Below are 16,106 nucleotides of genomic sequence, written 5' to 3'. Positions count from 1 at the left end.
AAAAAACATGGTTAAATATGGTGTTGTTGGAACAGGATATTTTGGAGCTGAGTTAGCTCGTTATATGCAAAAGAATGATGGAGCAGAGATTACTCTTCTCTATGATCCAGATAATGCAGAGGCAATTGCAGAAGAATTGGGAGCAAAAGTAGCAAGTTCCTTAGATGAGTTGGTTTCTAGCGATGAAGTAGATTGTGTTATCGTCGCAACTCCAAATAATCTTCATAAGGAACCGGTTATTAAGGCTGCACAACATGGTAAAAATGTTTTCTGTGAAAAACCAATTGCGCTTTCTTATCAAGATTGTCGCGAGATGGTAGATGCATGTAAAGAAAACAATGTAACCTTTATGGCAGGACATATTATGAATTTCTTTAATGGTGTTCATCATGCAAAAGAACTCATTAATCAAGGAGTTATCGGAGACGTTCTATATTGTCATACAGCTCGTAATGGTTGGGAAGAACAACAACCGTCAGTATCATGGAAAAAAATTCGTGAAAAATCAGGTGGTCACTTGTATCACCACATCCATGAATTGGATTGTGTTCAATTCCTTATGGGGGGCATGCCTGAAACTGTAACCATGACAGGTGGAAATGTGGCCCATGAAGGTGAACATTTCGGTGATGAAGATGATATGATTTTTGTCAATATGGAATTTTCTAATAAGCGTTTTGCCTTGTTAGAATGGGGTTCAGCTTATCGTTGGGGTGAACATTATGTCTTAATCCAAGGAACCAAAGGTGCCATCCGCTTAGACTTATTCAACTGTAAAGGAACTCTTAAGCTAGATGGGCAAGAAAGTTATTTCTTGATTCACGAATCGCAAGAAGATGATGATGATCGTACTCGTATCTATCATAGTACAGAGATGGATGGAGCAATTGCTTATGGTAAACCAGGTAAACGTACTCCATTATGGCTATCATCTGTCATTGATAAAGAAATGCGCTATCTGCATGAGATTATGCAAGGAGCTCCAGTATCAGAAGAATTTGCAAAACTTTTGACAGGTGAAGCTGCCCTAGAAGCAATTGCTACTGCAGATGCTTGTACTCAGTCTATGTTTGAAGATCGCAAAGTAAAATTGTCAGAAATTGTAAACTAAATTTTGGTATTCTCCTATTATAGGCCAACTTGCTCCTCTGAAAGTACTTTTAGAGGAGCTGTTTGACTTGGCTAGTTTTTGAAACTGAAATCTATTATACTACAAACTCTTGAAAGCGTTTTATTTTTAAGGTATAATAATCTCATAGAAACAAAGAAAAAGGAAAAGGAGGAAAGAGGATGCCACAGATTAGCAAAGAAGCCTTGATTGAGCAAATCAAAGATGGAATCATCGTTTCTTGTCAGGCCCTTCCTCACGAACCGCTTTATACAGAAGCGGGAGGAGTCATTCCCTTGCTGGTCAAAGCGGCTGAGCAAGGTGGAGCAGTCGGTATCCGAGCAAATAGTGTTCGCGATATCAAGGAAATCAAGGAGGTCACAAACCTTCCAATCATTGGGATAATTAAACGAGATTATCCACCGCAAGAACCCTTCATCACTGCTACTATGAAAGAAGTTGATGAATTGGCAGAACTTGATATAGAGGTCATTGCTCTGGATTGTACCAAGCGTGAACGCTATGATGGTTTGGAGATTCAAGAGTTCATCCGTCAGGTTAAGGAGAAATACCCTAACCAGCTCTTGATGGCTGACACAAGTACTTTTGAAGAAGGCCTAGCTGCTGTTGAAGCAGGAATTGACTTTGTCGGAACAACCTTATCAGGATACACATCTTACAGTCCTAAAGTGGATGGTCCCGATTTTGAATTGATCAAAAAACTTTGTGATGCTGGTGTAGATGTCATTGCAGAAGGGAAAATTCATACACCAGAACAAGCCAAACAAATCCTTGGATATGGAGTGCGAGGTATTGTTGTCGGTGGCGCTATTACTAGACCAAAAGAGATTACAGAACGCTTCGTTGCTGGTCTCAAATAACACAATCTTAAAACAGAGGAGAGTGGTGGATGAGTAGGATGGAATGAAATCGCATACAAGAAATAAAGAACTCATTATCCAAGTTGGATACGCTTATTACATAGGAGAATACAGATGAAATTTAGAAAATTAGCTTGTACAGTACTTGCGAGTGCTGCGGTTCTTGGTCTTGCTGCTTGTGGCAATTCTGGCGGAAGTAAAGATGCTGGCAAATCAGGTGGTGACGGTGCCAAAACGGAAATCACTTGGTGGGCATTCCCAGTATTTACCCAAGAAAAAACTGGTGACGGTGTTGGAACTTATGAAAAATCAATCATCGAAGCTTTTGAAAAAGCAAACCCAGATGTAAAAGTGAAATTGGAAACCATTGACTTCAAGTCAGGTCCTGAAAAAATCACAACAGCTATCGAAGCTGGAACAGCTCCAGACGTACTCTTTGATGCACCAGGACGTATCATCCAATACGGTAAAAACGGTAAATTGGCTGACTTGAACGACCTTTTCACAGATGAATTTGTTAAAGATGTCAACAATGAAAACATCGTACAAGCAAGTAAAGCTGGAGACAAGGCTTACATGTATCCAATTAGTTCTGCCCCATTCTACATGGCAATGAACAAGAAAATGTTAGAAGATGCTGGAGTGGCAAACCTTGTAAAAGAAGGTTGGACAACTGATGATTTTGAAAAAGTATTGAAAGCACTCAAAGACAAGGGTTACACACCAGGTTCATTGTTCAGTTCTGGTCAAGGGGGAGACCAAGGAACACGTGCCTTTATCTCTAACCTTTATAGCGGTTCTGTAACAGATGAAAAAGTTAGCAAATATACAACTGATGATCCTAAATTCGTCAAAGGTCTTGAAAAAGCAACTGGCTGGATTAAAGACAATTTGCTCAATAATGGTTCACAATTTGACGGTGGAGCAGATATCCAAAACTTTGCCAACGGTCAAACATCTTACACAATCCTTTGGGCACCAGCTCAAAATGGTATCCAAGCTAAACTTTTAGAAGCAAGTAAGGTAGAAGTGGTAGAAGTACCATTCCCATCAGACGAAGGTAAGCCAGCTCTTGAATACCTTGTAAACGGATTTGCAGTATTCAACAATAAAGACGACAAGAAAGTCGCTGCATCTAAGAAATTCATCCAATTTATCGCAGATGACAAAGAGTGGGGTCCAAAAGACGTTGTTCGTACAGGTGCCTTCCCAGTTCGTACATCATTTGGCAAACTTTATGATGACAAACGTATGGAAACAATCAGCAGCTGGACTCAATACTACTCACCATACTACAACACTATTGATGGATTTGCTGAAATGAGAACACTTTGGTTCCCAATGTTGCAATCTGTATCAAATGGTGACGAAAAACCAGCGGACGCTTTGAAAGCCTTCACTGAAAAAGCGAACGAAACAATCAAAAAAGCTATGAAACAATAGTCCTTAGTTATTCTATAAAAAGTAGTTTTTTAAAGAACCTAAGAGTGTATACCCCCTTTTCCCTCTACACAGATAGTGTAAGAAAAGGGGGGCTTTTGTTTAAAATGTAAGAAATTGTCACGAAATTAAAATGAAGTTCTTACATAAGCGAATCATAAAAAATTTCATTTTGATTTTAAAACAGTTCAAGAAAGTCAAAAAATTATTCTATTTGAAAGAGAGGTGCCGACTGTGAAAGTCAATAAAATCCGTATGAGGGAAACAGTGATTTCCTATGCTTTCCTAGCACCAGTGTTGTTCTTCTTTGTCATCTTTGTATTGGCTCCAATGATTATGGGCTTTATTACAAGTTTCTTTAACTACTCTATGACTAGCTTTGAATTTGTGGGCTTAGATAACTATATCCGTATGTTTAAAGATCCTGTCTTTACAAAATCTTTGATTAACACAGTTATTTTGGTTATTGGATCTGTGCCAGTTGTTGTTCTATTCTCACTCTTTGTAGCGTCACAGACCTACCATCAAAATGCTATCGCTAGATCATTCTATCGTTTCGTATTCTTCCTTCCAGTTGTTACAGGTAGTGTTGCCGTAACAGTTGTATGGAAATGGATCTATGACCCACTATCAGGGATTCTAAACTTTGTCCTCAAGTCAAGTCATATCATCAGCCAGAACATTTCTTGGTTGGGAGATAAAAACTGGGCATTGATGGCGATTATGATTATTCTCTTGACAACTTCAGTTGGTCAACCGATTATCCTTTATATCGCTGCTATGGGGAATATTGACAATTCACTGGTTGAAGCGGCGCGTGTTGATGGTGCAACTGAGTTTCAAGTTTTCTGGAAGATTAAATGGCCAAGCCTTCTTCCAACAACTCTTTATATTGCAATCATCACAACAATTAACTCATTCCAGTGTTTCGCCTTGATTCAGCTTTTGACATCTGGTGGTCCAAACTACTCAACAAGTACACTTATGTATTACCTTTACGAAAAAGCCTTCCAATTGACAGAATACGGCTATGCCAACACAATTGGTGTCTTCTTGGCAGTCATGATTGCGATCGTAAGTTTTGTTCAATTTAAAGTACTCGGAAACGACGTAGAATACTAAAGAAAGGAGACAGCTATGCAATCTACAGAAAAAAAACCATTAACAGCCTTTACTGTTATTTCAACAATTATTTTGCTCTTGTTGACTGTGCTGTTCATCTTTCCATTCTACTGGATTTTGACAGGGGCATTCAAATCACAACCTGATACAATCGTCATTCCTCCTCAGTGGTTCCCTAAAATGCCAACCATGGAAAACTTCCAACAACTCATGGTGCAAAACCCTGCTATGCAATGGATGTGGAACTCAGTATTTATCTCATTGGTAACCATGTTTCTAGTCTGTGCAACCTCTTCTCTAGCAGGTTATGTACTAGCGAAAAAACGTTTTTATGGTCAACGCATTCTTTTTGCAATCTTTATTGCAGCCATGGCTCTTCCAAAACAGGTTGTCCTTGTACCATTGGTACGTATCGTCAACTTCATGGGAATTCACGATACTCTCTGGGCAGTTATCTTGCCTTTGATTGGATGGCCATTCGGGGTCTTCCTTATGAAACAATTCAGTGAAAATATCCCTACAGAGTTGCTTGAATCAGCTAAAATCGATGGTTGTGGTGAGATTCGTACTTTCTGGAGCGTAGCCTTTCCAATTGTGAAACCAGGATTTGCAGCCCTTGCAATCTTTACCTTCATCAACACTTGGAACGACTACTTCATGCAGTTGGTTATGTTGACTTCACGTCAAAACTTGACCATCTCACTTGGGGTTGCGACCATGCAGGCTGAAATGGCAACCAACTATGGTTTGATCATGGCAGGTGCAGCTCTTGCAGCCGTGCCAATCGTAACAGTCTTCCTTGTCTTCCAAAAATCCTTCACACAGGGTATTACTATGGGAGCGGTCAAAGGATAAGAAACGATTTCTTTTACAGTATCAATTGGCTATTGCTAGCACTATCTAAAAGCCTCCGACAGTAAATGACACTGTTGGAGGTGTTAGTTTTAGTCGCTTAATGACGATTTTTAAAGGAGAAAATAATGATTTTTGACGATTTGAAAAATATTAGCTTCTATAAAGGGATTCATCCCAATCTTGACAAGGCAATTGATTATCTTTATGAACATCGTAAAGATTCATTCGAGTTAGGAAAATATGATATTGATGGTGACAAGGTTTTTCTGGTTGTTCAAGAAAATGCCCTAAATAAAGCTGAAAATGACCAGTTTGAACATCACAAGAACTATGCAGACTTGCATTTGTTGGTAGAAGGGCATGAATATTCGAGCTACGGTTCACGTATCAAAGATGAAGCAGTAGCATTTGACGAAGCAAGTGATATTGGTTTTGTCCATTGTCATGAACACTACCCACTCTTGTTGGGTTATCACAATTTTGCGATTTTCTTCCCAGGAGAGCCACATCAACCAAATGGTTATGCAGGTATGGAAGATCAAGTTCGCAAGTATTTGTTTAAAATTTTAATTGATTAGAATGATCAGCAGAGATAGCTGCTGACTATCTTATTAAGTGCTTTTGAAAATTGAGTTTAAGAGTTGAATCTTATCAATTGATAAATCGGAATGATTTAGCAAGTGATATAAATTAAATTATAGGGGGAGCAAACATGTCACAAAAAGGAAGAAGTCTCATCAAGGCTGCATTTGATACAGATAATTTTCTAATGCGAATTAGTGAGAAGGTTTTAGATATTGTAACAGTCAATCTTCTCTTTGTAGTAACTTGTTTGCCAATCGTAACGATTGGAGTGGCTAAAATCAGCCTCTACGAGACCATGTTTGAGATTAAGAAAAGCAGACGGGTGCCTGTCTTTAAAATCTATCTAAGAGCTTTCAAGCAAAATCTGAAACTAGGTCTTCAGTTAGGTCTGCTTGAGCTGGGCATTGTTTTGTTGAGTCTTTTAGACCTCTATCTCTTTTGGGGGCAGACAGCTATGCCTTTCCAAATGGTGAAAGCTATTTGTCTAGGTATTCTGATTTTCCTTACTATCGTGATGTTGGCTAGCTATCCCATCGCTGCACGTTATGACCTATCTTGGAAAGAAATTCTTCAAAAAGGATTGATGTTGGCTAGTTTTAATGCTCCTTGGTTTATCTTGATGATTGCAATTATCTTTTTGATTTTGATGATTCTATATCTATCAGCCTTTACCCTTCTATTGGGAGGATCAGCTTTTATTCTCTTTGGTTTTGGACTTCTTGCTTTTTTACAAGTGGGAGTGATGGAAAAGCTATTTGCTAAGTATGAGTAAGGGTTGCAATTATTTCTGAAACTACTTTCAAAGGCTCCAAACGCTATTCTATAAGCGAGAAACTAAAATCTAAGTGTCTATAAGATATTGAAAGCCTTTTCTGTAAAGTGTATACTAAAGAAGTAAAGAAAGAATCTGCTTTAGCAGAAAATAAAAATAATAGGAGAAAATCTATGTCAGATTTGAAAAAATACGAAGGTGTCATTCCAGCCTTCTACGCATGTTATGATGATCAAGGAGAAGTAAGTCCAGAGCGCACACGTGCCTTGGTGCAATACTTCATTGATAAAGGTGTTCAAGGTCTTTATGTCAATGGTTCTTCTGGTGAATGTATCTACCAAAGCGTTGAAGACCGCAAGTTAATCTTGGAAGAAGTCATGGCAGTTGCCAAAGGTAAATTGACCATCATTGCTCACGTTGCCTGCAACAATACCAAAGACAGTATGGAACTGGCTCGCCACGCTGAAAGCTTGGGAGTAGATGCCATTGCAACAATTCCACCAATTTACTTCCGCTTGCCAGAATACTCAGTTGCTAAATACTGGAACGATATCAGTTCTGCAGCTCCAAACACAGACTATGTGATCTACAACATTCCTCAATTGGCAGGAGTTGCTTTGACTCCAAGCCTTTACACAGAAATGTTGAAAAATCCACGTGTTATCGGTGTGAAGAACTCTTCTATGCCAGTTCAAGATATCCAAACCTTTGTTAGCCTTGGTGGAGAAGACCATATCGTCTTTAACGGTCCAGATGAGCAGTTCCTAGGTGGCCGTCTCATGGGTGCTAAGGCTGGTATCGGTGGTACTTATGGTGCTATGCCAGAACTCTTCTTGAAACTCAATCAATTGATTGCGGATAAAGACCTAGAAACAGCGCGTGAATTGCAATACGCTATCAACGCTATCATTGGTAAATTGACTGCTGCACATGGAAATATGTACGGTGTCATCAAAGAAGTTTTGAAAATCAATGAAGGTTTGAATATTGGATCTGTTCGTTCACCTTTGACACCAGTGACTGAAGACGATCGTCCAGTTGTAGAAGCAGCTGCAGCCTTGATTCGTGAAACCAAGGAGCGCTTCCTCTAATCTCAAAGGAGGTATTTATGACATACTACGTTGCAATTGATATTGGTGGAACCAACATCAAATATGGTTTAATCGACCAAGAAGGCCAACTTGTTGAATCACATGAAATGCCAACAGAGGCGCATAAGGGTGGACCTCATATCTTACAAAAAACCAAAGATATTGTAGCTAGCTATTTAGAAAAAGGCCCAGTAGCAGGTGTTGCCATTTCTTCTGCAGGAATGGTGGATCCAGATAAGGGTGAGATTTTCTATGCTGGGCCTCAGATTCCAAATTATGCAGGAACCCAGTTCAAGAAGGAAATCGAGACTAGCTTTACTATTCCTTGTGAAATTGAGAATGATGTCAACTGTGCAGGTCTTGCTGAGGCAGTATCTGGTTCAGGCAAGGGAGCAAGTGTGACCCTTTGCTTGACCATTGGAACAGGTATCGGTGGTTGCTTGATTATGGATGGGAAAGTCTTCCATGGATTTAGCAATTCAGCCTGTGAAGTTGGGTATATGCATATGCAGGATGGAGCTTTCCAAGACTTGGCTTCTACGACAGCTTTAGTGAAATATGTAGCTGAAGCACATGGAGATCCAGTTGACCAGTGGAATGGCCGACGCATTTTCAAGGAAGCCACTGAGGGCAATAAACTCTGCATGGAAGGTATTGACCGCATGGTAGACTATCTAGGAAAAGGTCTGGCAAATATTTGCTACGTTGCCAATCCAGAAGTGGTCATTCTCGGTGGCGGCATCATGGGACAAGAGGCTATCCTCAAACCCAAGATTCGCACAGCCTTGAAAGAGGCCTTGGTACCAAGTCTAGCTGAAAAAACACGATTAGAATTTGCTCATCATCAAAATACAGCAGGTATGTTGGGCGCCTACTATCATTTTATACTCAATGAAAATCAAAGAGCAAACTAGGAAGCTAGCCGTAGGCAGTACTTGAGTACGGCAAGGCGAAGCTGACGTGGTTTGAATTTGATTTTCGAAGAGTATCAATACAAAACAATCCTAGTTTGGCCCAACCAAACTAGGATTTTCTGACGCGTTTTTGTCTACGATAGCCGTTGAGTTTCTTATTTTCCCAGTAGCTATTAAAGATTTTCTCCTTGCTTTCGCGATTGATTTCCAAAAAGTAGGCATAAATCAAATCAATAAAGAAGAGCATAGGAAGTTGAGCGGATATTCGTTGGATATAGGAAGGCTGGCTGTGGGTGGCTACAAGAACAGTCTCTGTGTAGGCCTGACTATCTTTATTGGGAACACTTGAAAAGAGTACAGTCTTTGCCCCCATCTCCTTAGCGTCTAATAGACTGTCTAAAATAGAGGGAGTTGTGCCAGAAAGTGAGAAACCCAGTACGAGACAATTTTCGTCCATAATACTGGTTGTCCAGGCAAAGCCATCTTGATCAGTCAAGGCTTCGCAGACCACACCTAGACGCATGAAGCGTAATTTCATTTCACGAGCGACGAGGCCAGAACTCCCTGTTCCGAAGAAGTAGACACGCTCAGCCTCTTCGATTAACTGGGCAATTCGTTCTAGTTGGATTTCGTCAATCAAGTCTTGTGTTTGTTCCCTCATGTTGCTATAGCTTCTGAGGACTCGTTTGGTCAGTGGACTGTGCTTGGAGACTTGGTTGGCTTGATTTTCTGCCTCATGTTGGTATTGGAAAATAAATTCTCGGTAGCCAGTAAAGCCACACTTTTTAGCAAAGCGGGTCAGAGCAGCCTGAGAGATATGTAATTTTTGAGTGACCTGTTGGGAGGAAAGGTCATCTTGAATGGTTTCTGCTTGCAAAAAATAGCGAGCGATTTCTTGCTCTAGGTCTGTCATTTCTTCAAAATGTGAATCAATGACAGTTGCGATATCTGGTTTGTCCATAGGGAAGGCTCCTTTAAATGAGTCGTGTTGGAAAAAGACTAGATTATTGAACTTTTACATTCATTATAACATATAATATAGGGATGAATAAATAAAAACGTATCTTACTGTAAAAACGAAAAAAAGCTTCTTTCTTTTCCATAATTTTCTGCTCAAATTGTGGTACAATTAAGAGTAAGATTTTAAGTTAGAAATGAGACTGATTTGTATGAGAAAATTTAACAGCCATTCGATTCCGATTCGGCTTAATTTATTGTTTTCAATTGTCATTTTGCTCTTTATGACCATTATTGGTCGTTTGTTGTATATGCAGGTTTTGAACAAGGATTTTTACGAAAAAAAGCTAGCCTCAGCTAGTCAGACCAAGGTCACAACCAGTTCTGCCCGTGGGGAAATTTATGATGCTAGTGGAAAACCTTTGGTAGAAAATACGTTAAAGCAGGTTGTTTCCTTTACGCGTAGCAATAAAATGACGGCTACAGACTTAAAAGAAATAGCTAAAAAGTTACTGACTTATGTGAGCATCAGTTCGCCAAACTTGACAGAACGCCAGCTGGCTGATTACTATTTGGCTGATCCTGAAATCTATAAAAAAACAGTGGAAGCTCTCCCAAGTGAGAAACGCTTGGATTCAGATGGCAATCGCCTATCCGAATCAGAACTGTATAACAATGCGGTCGATAGTGTCCCAACAAGTCAACTAAACTATACAGAGGATGAAAAGAAAGAAATCTATCTTTTTAGTCAGTTAAATGCTGTTGGAAACTTTGCGACAGGAACCATTGCGACAGATCCTCTAAATGATTCTCAGGTGGCTGTTATTGCCTCTATTTCAAAGGAGATGCCTGGCATTAGTATTTCTACTTCTTGGGATCGAAAGATTTTGGAAACTTCCCTTTCTTCTATAGTAGGGAGTGTATCCAGTGAAAAAGCTGGTCTCCCAGCGGAAGAAGCAGAAGCCTATCTTAAAAAAGGCTATTCTCTAAATGACCGTGTTGGAACCTCCTATTTGGAAAAGCAATATGAAGAGACCTTGCAAGGAAAACGCTCGGTAAAAGAAATCCATCTGGATAAATATGGTAATATGGAAAGCGTGGATACAATTGAGGAAGGTAGTAAGGGAAACAATATCAAGCTGACCATTGATTTGGCCTTCCAAGATAGCGTGGATGCTCTGCTGAAAAGTTATTTCAATTCCGAGCTAGGAAATGGTGGAGCCAAGTATTCTGAAGGTGTCTATGCAGTCGCTTTGAACCCCAAAACAGGTGCTGTTTTGTCTATGTCAGGTCTCAAACATGACTTGAAAACGGGAGACTTGACGCCTGATTCCTTGGGAACGGTAACCAATGTCTTTGTCCCAGGGTCAGTAGTTAAGGCCGCTACCATCAGCTCAGGTTGGGAAAATGGTGTTTTATCAGGAAACCAAACCTTAACAGATCAGCCTATTGTTTTCCAAGGTTCAGCTCCAATTTATTCTTGGTATAAATTGGCATATGGATCTTTTCCTATTACAGCTGTGGAAGCCTTGGAGTATTCATCTAATGCTTACATGGTTCAAACCGCTCTTGGAATCATGGGCCAGACCTATCAACCAAATATGTTTGTTGGAACCAGCAATTTGGAAACAGCTATGGGAAAACTTCGTGCGACCTTTGGCGAATATGGCTTGGGGGCTGCGACCGGGATTGACCTACCAGATGAATCTACTGGATTTGTTCCCAAAGACTATAGCTTTGCTAATTACATCACCAATGCCTTTGGGCAGTTTGATAACTATACGCCCATGCAGTTGGCTCAGTATGTGGCGACTATTGCAAATGATGGTGTTCGTGTGGCTCCTCGTATTGTGGAAGGCATTTATGGCAATAATGATAAGGGAGGACTGGGCGACTTGATTCAGCAACTGCAACCGACAGAGATGAATAAGGTCAATATATCCGACTCCGATATGAGCATCTTGCACCAAGGTTTTTATCAGGTTGCTCATGGGACTAGCGGATTGACAACTGGACGTGCCTTTTCAAATGGTGCCTTGGTATCTATTAGCGGAAAAACGGGTACAGCCGAAAGCTATGTGGCAGATGGTCAGCAAGCAACCAATACCAATGCAGTGGCCTATGCCCCATCTGATAATCCCCAAATCGCTGTTGCAGTGGTCTTTCCTCATAATACCAATCTAACAAATGGTGTAGGACCTTCCATTGCGCGTGACATTATCAATCTGTATCAAAAATACCATCCGATGAACTAGAAAGGAAATTATGCTTTATCCAACACCTATTGCTAAGCTGATTGACAGTTATTCCAAGTTACCAGGTATCGGGATTAAGACGGCTACGCGTCTGGCCTTTTATACGATTGGGATGTCTGATGATGATGTCAATGAATTTGCAAAAAATCTCCTTTCTGCTAAGAGAGAATTGACCTACTGTTCTATTTGTGGACGTTTGACAGACGACGATCCTTGTTCTATCTGTACTGATCCGACTCGTGACCAGACAACGATTTTGGTGCTAGAGGATAGTCGGGATGTGGCGGCCATGGAAAATATCCAAGAATACCACGGACTCTATCATGTCTTGCATGGCCTCATTTCCCCTATGAATGGTATCAGTCCAGACGATATCAATCTCAAGAGTCTCATGACTCGTCTTATGGATAGTGAGGTTTCAGAAGTAATCGTAGCAACCAATGCCACAGCAGATGGGGAAGCGACTTCCATGTATCTTTCCCGCTTACTCAAGCCAGCTGGGATCAAGGTTACGCGTCTGGCACGAGGCCTTGCTGTGGGAGCAGATATCGAGTATGCGGACGAAGTGACCCTCTTACGGGCTATTGAAAATCGAACAGAGTTGTAAGTGTAGACAAATTTACGAACTCCAATCATTTATAAAAAATCAAGGAGGCTGAAAATCGTTCCTATCGGCCTCTTTTTGTATAGTGTGATGAGTAGGATCAGGTTCAAATTTTAAAAAAACAAGCAAATATGATATACTAAAGAGCGAGTATTCTAGTAGAATTAGGACAAATAATATGAAACAAACGATTATTCTTTTATATGGTGGACGGAGTGCGGAACGCGAAGTCTCTGTCCTTTCAGCTGAGAGTGTCATGCGTGCGGTCAATTATGACCGTTTCACAGTTAAGACTTTCTTTATCAGTCAGTCAGGTGATTTTATTAAAACGCAAGAATTTAGCCAGACTCCGGGGCAAGAGGATCGTCTCATGACCAATGCGACCATTGATTGGGATAAGAAAGTTGCACCAAGTGCCATCTACGAAGAAGGGGCAGTGGTCTTTCCAGTCCTTCACGGTCCGATGGGAGAAGATGGCTCTGTCCAAGGATTCTTGGAAGTTTTGAAAATGCCTTATGTCGGCTGCAATATCTTGTCATCTAGCCTTGCAATGGATAAAATCACTACCAAGCGTGTGTTAGAATCTGCTGGTATTGCCCAAGTTCCTTATGTGGCTATCGTTGAAGGGGATGATGTGACTGCTAAAATCGTTGAAGTGGAAGAAAAATTGGCTTATCCAGTCTTCACAAAGCCGTCCAACATGGGTTCTAGTGTCGGTATTTCTAAGTCTGAAAATCAAGAAGAACTTCGTCAGGCTTTGGAACTTGCCTTCCGATATGACAGTCGTGTCTTGGTAGAGCAAGGGGTAAATGCCCGTGAAATCGAGGTTGGTCTACTGGGCAACTATGATGTCAAGAGTACGCTTCCAGGAGAAGTAGTCAAGGATGTTGCCTTCTACGATTATGACGCCAAGTATATTGACAACAAGATTACCATGGATATTCCGGCTAAAATCAGTGATGATGTGGTAGCTGTCATGCGTCAAAATGCAGAAACGGCCTTCCGTGCCATTGGTGGCCTCGGTCTCTCTCGTTGCGATTTCTTCTATACAGATAAGGGAGAGATTTTTCTAAACGAGCTTAATACCATGCCAGGTTTCACCCAGTGGTCAATGTATCCACTGCTTTGGGACAATATGGGAATCAGCTACCCAGAACTAATCGAGCGTTTGGTTGACCTTGCCAAGGAAAGTTTTGACAAGCGCGAAGCGCATTTGCTATAAAATGAAAGAGAGGGTAGGAGCCAGAACCATCACTGCAAGGTGATCATAGTTCTCGGACTTCGACCCTTTTTAAAGGAGTAGAAATGAAATTAACAATCCATGAAGTGGCTCAAGTTGTAGGAGCTAAAAATGATGTTATTCTTTTTGCAGATGCTCAGTTAGAAAAGGCTGAGTTTGACAGTCGTTTGATTGGGACTGGAGATTTATTTGTGCCACTCAAGGGTGCGCGTGATGGCCATGACTTTATCGAAAGAGCTTTTGAAAATGGTGCGGCAGCAACCCTGTCTGAGAAAGAAATCGCAAATCATCCCTACATCCTAGTAGATGATGTACTGACTGCCTTTCAGCAACTAGCAGCCTACTATCTTGAAAAAACAGGAGTTGATGTCTTTGCTGTTACAGGTTCAAATGGCAAGACAACGACCAAGGATATGTTAGCGCACTTACTGTCAACGACCTACAAGACCTACAAAACACAAGGCAACTACAATAACGAGATTGGTCTTCCTTACACGGTTCTCCACATGCCTGAAGAAACAGAAAAGTTGGTCTTGGAGATGGGACAGGATCACTTGGGAGATATTCATCTCTTGTCTGAATTGGCTCGTCCAAAAACAGCCATCGTGACCTTGGTTGGAGAAGCCCATTTGGCCTTTTTCAAAGACCGTTCTGAGATTGCTAAAGGGAAAATGCAAATTGCAGACGGGATGGCATCTGGTTCCTTGCTTTTAGCGCCAGCTGACCCGATTGTAGAGGACTACTTGCCAACTGATAAAAAGGTGGTCCGTTTTGGGCAAGGAGCAGAGTTGGAAATCACAGACTTGGTTGAGTGCAAGGATAGTTTGACCTTTAAGGCTAATTTCTTGGAACAAGACCTTGATTTGCCAGTGACTGGTAAGTACAATGCGACCAATGCTATGATTGCATCCTATGTTGCCCTGCAAGAAGGAGTGACTGAGGAACAAATTCGTCAGGCCTTCCAACATCTTGAATTGACGCGTAACCGTACTGAGTGGAAGAAAGCAGCCAATGGAGCAGACATCCTGTCAGATGTTTACAATGCCAATCCAACTGCTATGAAGCTGATTTTGGAGACTTTCTCTGCCATTCCAGCCAATGAAGGTGGCAAAAAAATTGCGGTTTTGGCGGATATGAAGGAACTTGGTGACCAGTCTGTTCAACTTCATAACCAGATGATTTTGAGTCTTTCGCCAGATGTGCTGGATACCGTGATTTTCTATGGAGAAGATATCGCAGAATTGGCCCAACTTGCCAGTCAAATGTTCCCAATAGGCCACGTTTACTACTTCAAGAAAACAGAAGACCAAGACCAATTTGAAGACCTAGTCAAGCAGGTCACAGAAAGACTTGGAGCCCATGACCAAATCCTGCTCAAAGGCTCTAATTCTATGAATCTAGCCAAGTTGGTAGAAAGTTTAGAAACTGAAGACAAGTAATTTTGTCAAACATTTACGTATTTATAAATCCATTTTTGACAAATAGCATGGTATAATAAAATGCAGGAAAATTTTGAATCATGAGGAAGACTAGATGAATTTATGGGATATTTTCTTTACGACCCAAGCAACAGAACCACCCAAGTTTGATCTTTTTTGGTATATCAGTATATTTACACTCTTGGGTTTGACCTTTTATACAGCCTATCGCTATCGTGAAACGAGAGTTTACCAACGATTTTTCCAGATTTTACAGGCCGTTCAGTTAATCCTACTTTATGGTTGGTATGGGGTCAACCATATGCCACTATCAGAAAGCTTACCCTTTTACCATTGCCGTATGGCTATGTTTGTGGTGCTTTTGCTTCCTGGTCAGTCTAAATATAGGCAATATTTTGCATTACTAGGAACATTTGGGACATTAGCAGCCTTTGTTTATCCAGTGTCAGATGCCTATCCTTTCCCCCATATCACCATTTTATCCTTTATTTTTGGGCATTTAGCACTCTTGGGGAACTCTCTAGTTTATCTCTTGAGACAGTATAATGCGCGATTGCTGGATGTGAAGGGAATTTTTCTCATGACCTTTGGACTAAATGCCTTGATTTTTGTAGTCAATTTGGTAACAGGTGGGGATTACGGATTCTTGACAAAACCGCCATTGGTTGGAGATCACGGCTTAGTGGCTAATTATTTAATCGTTTCTCTGACCTTGTCAGTAGCGATTACGTTGACAAAGAAAATCTTGGAACTATTTTTAGAACAAGAAGCAGAAAAAATGATTGCAAAGAAAGCTTAGAAATGAGCTTTCTTTTTTTGGTCTTAGAGAATTTTTACAAGCAG

Annotated in this window: 15 protein-coding genes; 14 read left to right on the top strand and 1 reads right to left on the bottom strand. The window is 40.7% G+C overall.

All coding sequences use genetic code 11. The features are described from left to right. The first annotated feature begins 7 nt into the window (after positions 1-7). The 9 genes from OC529_RS00515 (at position 8) to OC529_RS00475 (ending at position 8,768) form a co-directional block, all read left to right on the top strand. Positions 8-1,111: a Gfo/Idh/MocA family protein gene (locus tag OC529_RS00515; protein WP_262081259.1), complete on the top strand. Its 1,104-nt coding sequence runs from the start codon at positions 8-10 to the stop codon at positions 1,109-1,111. Positions 1,112-1,290: 179 nt separating this feature from the next. Continuing rightward, the gene (locus OC529_RS00510; RefSeq protein ID WP_262081258.1) at positions 1,291-1,989 is read left to right on the top strand and encodes an N-acetylmannosamine-6-phosphate 2-epimerase; all 699 of its coding nucleotides are present in this window, start codon (positions 1,291-1,293) and stop codon (positions 1,987-1,989) included. A 114-nt stretch (positions 1,990-2,103) separates the two neighbouring features. Then, positions 2,104-3,432, top strand: coding sequence for an ABC transporter substrate-binding protein (locus OC529_RS00505; RefSeq protein WP_262081257.1), 1,329 nt, complete (start codon positions 2,104-2,106; stop codon positions 3,430-3,432). Positions 3,433-3,684: 252 nt separating this feature from the next. Beyond that, a complete protein-coding gene (locus tag OC529_RS00500; protein WP_164176750.1) occupies positions 3,685-4,551 on the top strand; it encodes a carbohydrate ABC transporter permease in 867 nt (288 codons plus the stop codon). 15 nt (positions 4,552-4,566) lie between these two features. Further along, positions 4,567-5,406, top strand: coding sequence for a carbohydrate ABC transporter permease (locus OC529_RS00495; protein WP_001192010.1), 840 nt, complete (start codon positions 4,567-4,569; stop codon positions 5,404-5,406). A 125-nt stretch (positions 5,407-5,531) separates the two neighbouring features. Further along, a complete protein-coding gene (locus OC529_RS00490; protein WP_099180491.1) occupies positions 5,532-5,984 on the top strand; it encodes a YhcH/YjgK/YiaL family protein in 453 nt (150 codons plus the stop codon). Positions 5,985-6,118: 134 nt separating this feature from the next. Continuing rightward, positions 6,119-6,763, top strand: a complete 645-nt coding sequence (locus OC529_RS00485) for a YesL family protein (protein WP_262081256.1) — start codon at positions 6,119-6,121, stop codon at positions 6,761-6,763. A 173-nt stretch (positions 6,764-6,936) separates the two neighbouring features. After that, positions 6,937-7,854, top strand: a complete 918-nt coding sequence (locus tag OC529_RS00480) for a dihydrodipicolinate synthase family protein (RefSeq protein WP_001281493.1) — start codon at positions 6,937-6,939, stop codon at positions 7,852-7,854. Positions 7,855-7,871: 17 nt separating this feature from the next. Next, a complete protein-coding gene (locus tag OC529_RS00475) occupies positions 7,872-8,768 on the top strand; it encodes an ROK family protein (RefSeq protein WP_173249589.1) in 897 nt (298 codons plus the stop codon). A 109-nt stretch (positions 8,769-8,877) separates the two neighbouring features. Here the strand turns inward: OC529_RS00475 and OC529_RS00470 are convergent, their stop codons facing one another. Further along, a complete protein-coding gene (locus OC529_RS00470) occupies positions 8,878-9,729 on the bottom strand; it encodes a MurR/RpiR family transcriptional regulator (protein WP_262081255.1) in 852 nt (283 codons plus the stop codon). Between the two features lie 193 nt (positions 9,730-9,922). Between OC529_RS00470 and pbp2b the strand changes: the two genes are divergently transcribed. The 5 genes from pbp2b (at position 9,923) to OC529_RS00445 (ending at position 16,062) form a co-directional block, all read left to right on the top strand. Further along, positions 9,923-11,980: a penicillin-binding protein 2B gene (gene pbp2b / locus OC529_RS00465; RefSeq protein ID WP_262081253.1), complete on the top strand. Its 2,058-nt coding sequence runs from the start codon at positions 9,923-9,925 to the stop codon at positions 11,978-11,980. A 10-nt stretch (positions 11,981-11,990) separates the two neighbouring features. After that, entirely contained in the window at positions 11,991-12,587 is a 597-nt protein-coding gene (recR, locus tag OC529_RS00460; RefSeq protein ID WP_000966754.1) for a recombination mediator RecR, read from the top strand. Between the two features lie 175 nt (positions 12,588-12,762). Then, positions 12,763-13,806, top strand: a complete 1,044-nt coding sequence (locus tag OC529_RS00455; protein ID WP_262081252.1) for a D-alanine--D-alanine ligase — start codon at positions 12,763-12,765, stop codon at positions 13,804-13,806. 83 nt (positions 13,807-13,889) lie between these two features. Next, on the top strand, positions 13,890-15,263 hold the full coding sequence (gene murF / locus OC529_RS00450; RefSeq protein ID WP_218764372.1) for a UDP-N-acetylmuramoyl-tripeptide--D-alanyl-D-alanine ligase: 1,374 nt from the start codon (positions 13,890-13,892) through the stop codon (positions 15,261-15,263). A gap of 94 nt (positions 15,264-15,357) precedes the next feature. Further along, entirely contained in the window at positions 15,358-16,062 is a 705-nt protein-coding gene (locus OC529_RS00445) for a TIGR02206 family membrane protein (protein ID WP_112443903.1), read from the top strand. The last annotated feature ends 44 nt before the right edge of the window (positions 16,063-16,106 follow it).

It is taken from the genome of Streptococcus sp. Marseille-Q5855 (assembly GCF_946901985.1).
Taxonomy (GTDB): domain Bacteria; phylum Bacillota; class Bacilli; order Lactobacillales; family Streptococcaceae; genus Streptococcus.
This window is presented reverse-complemented; position numbering and strand designations above follow the sequence as displayed.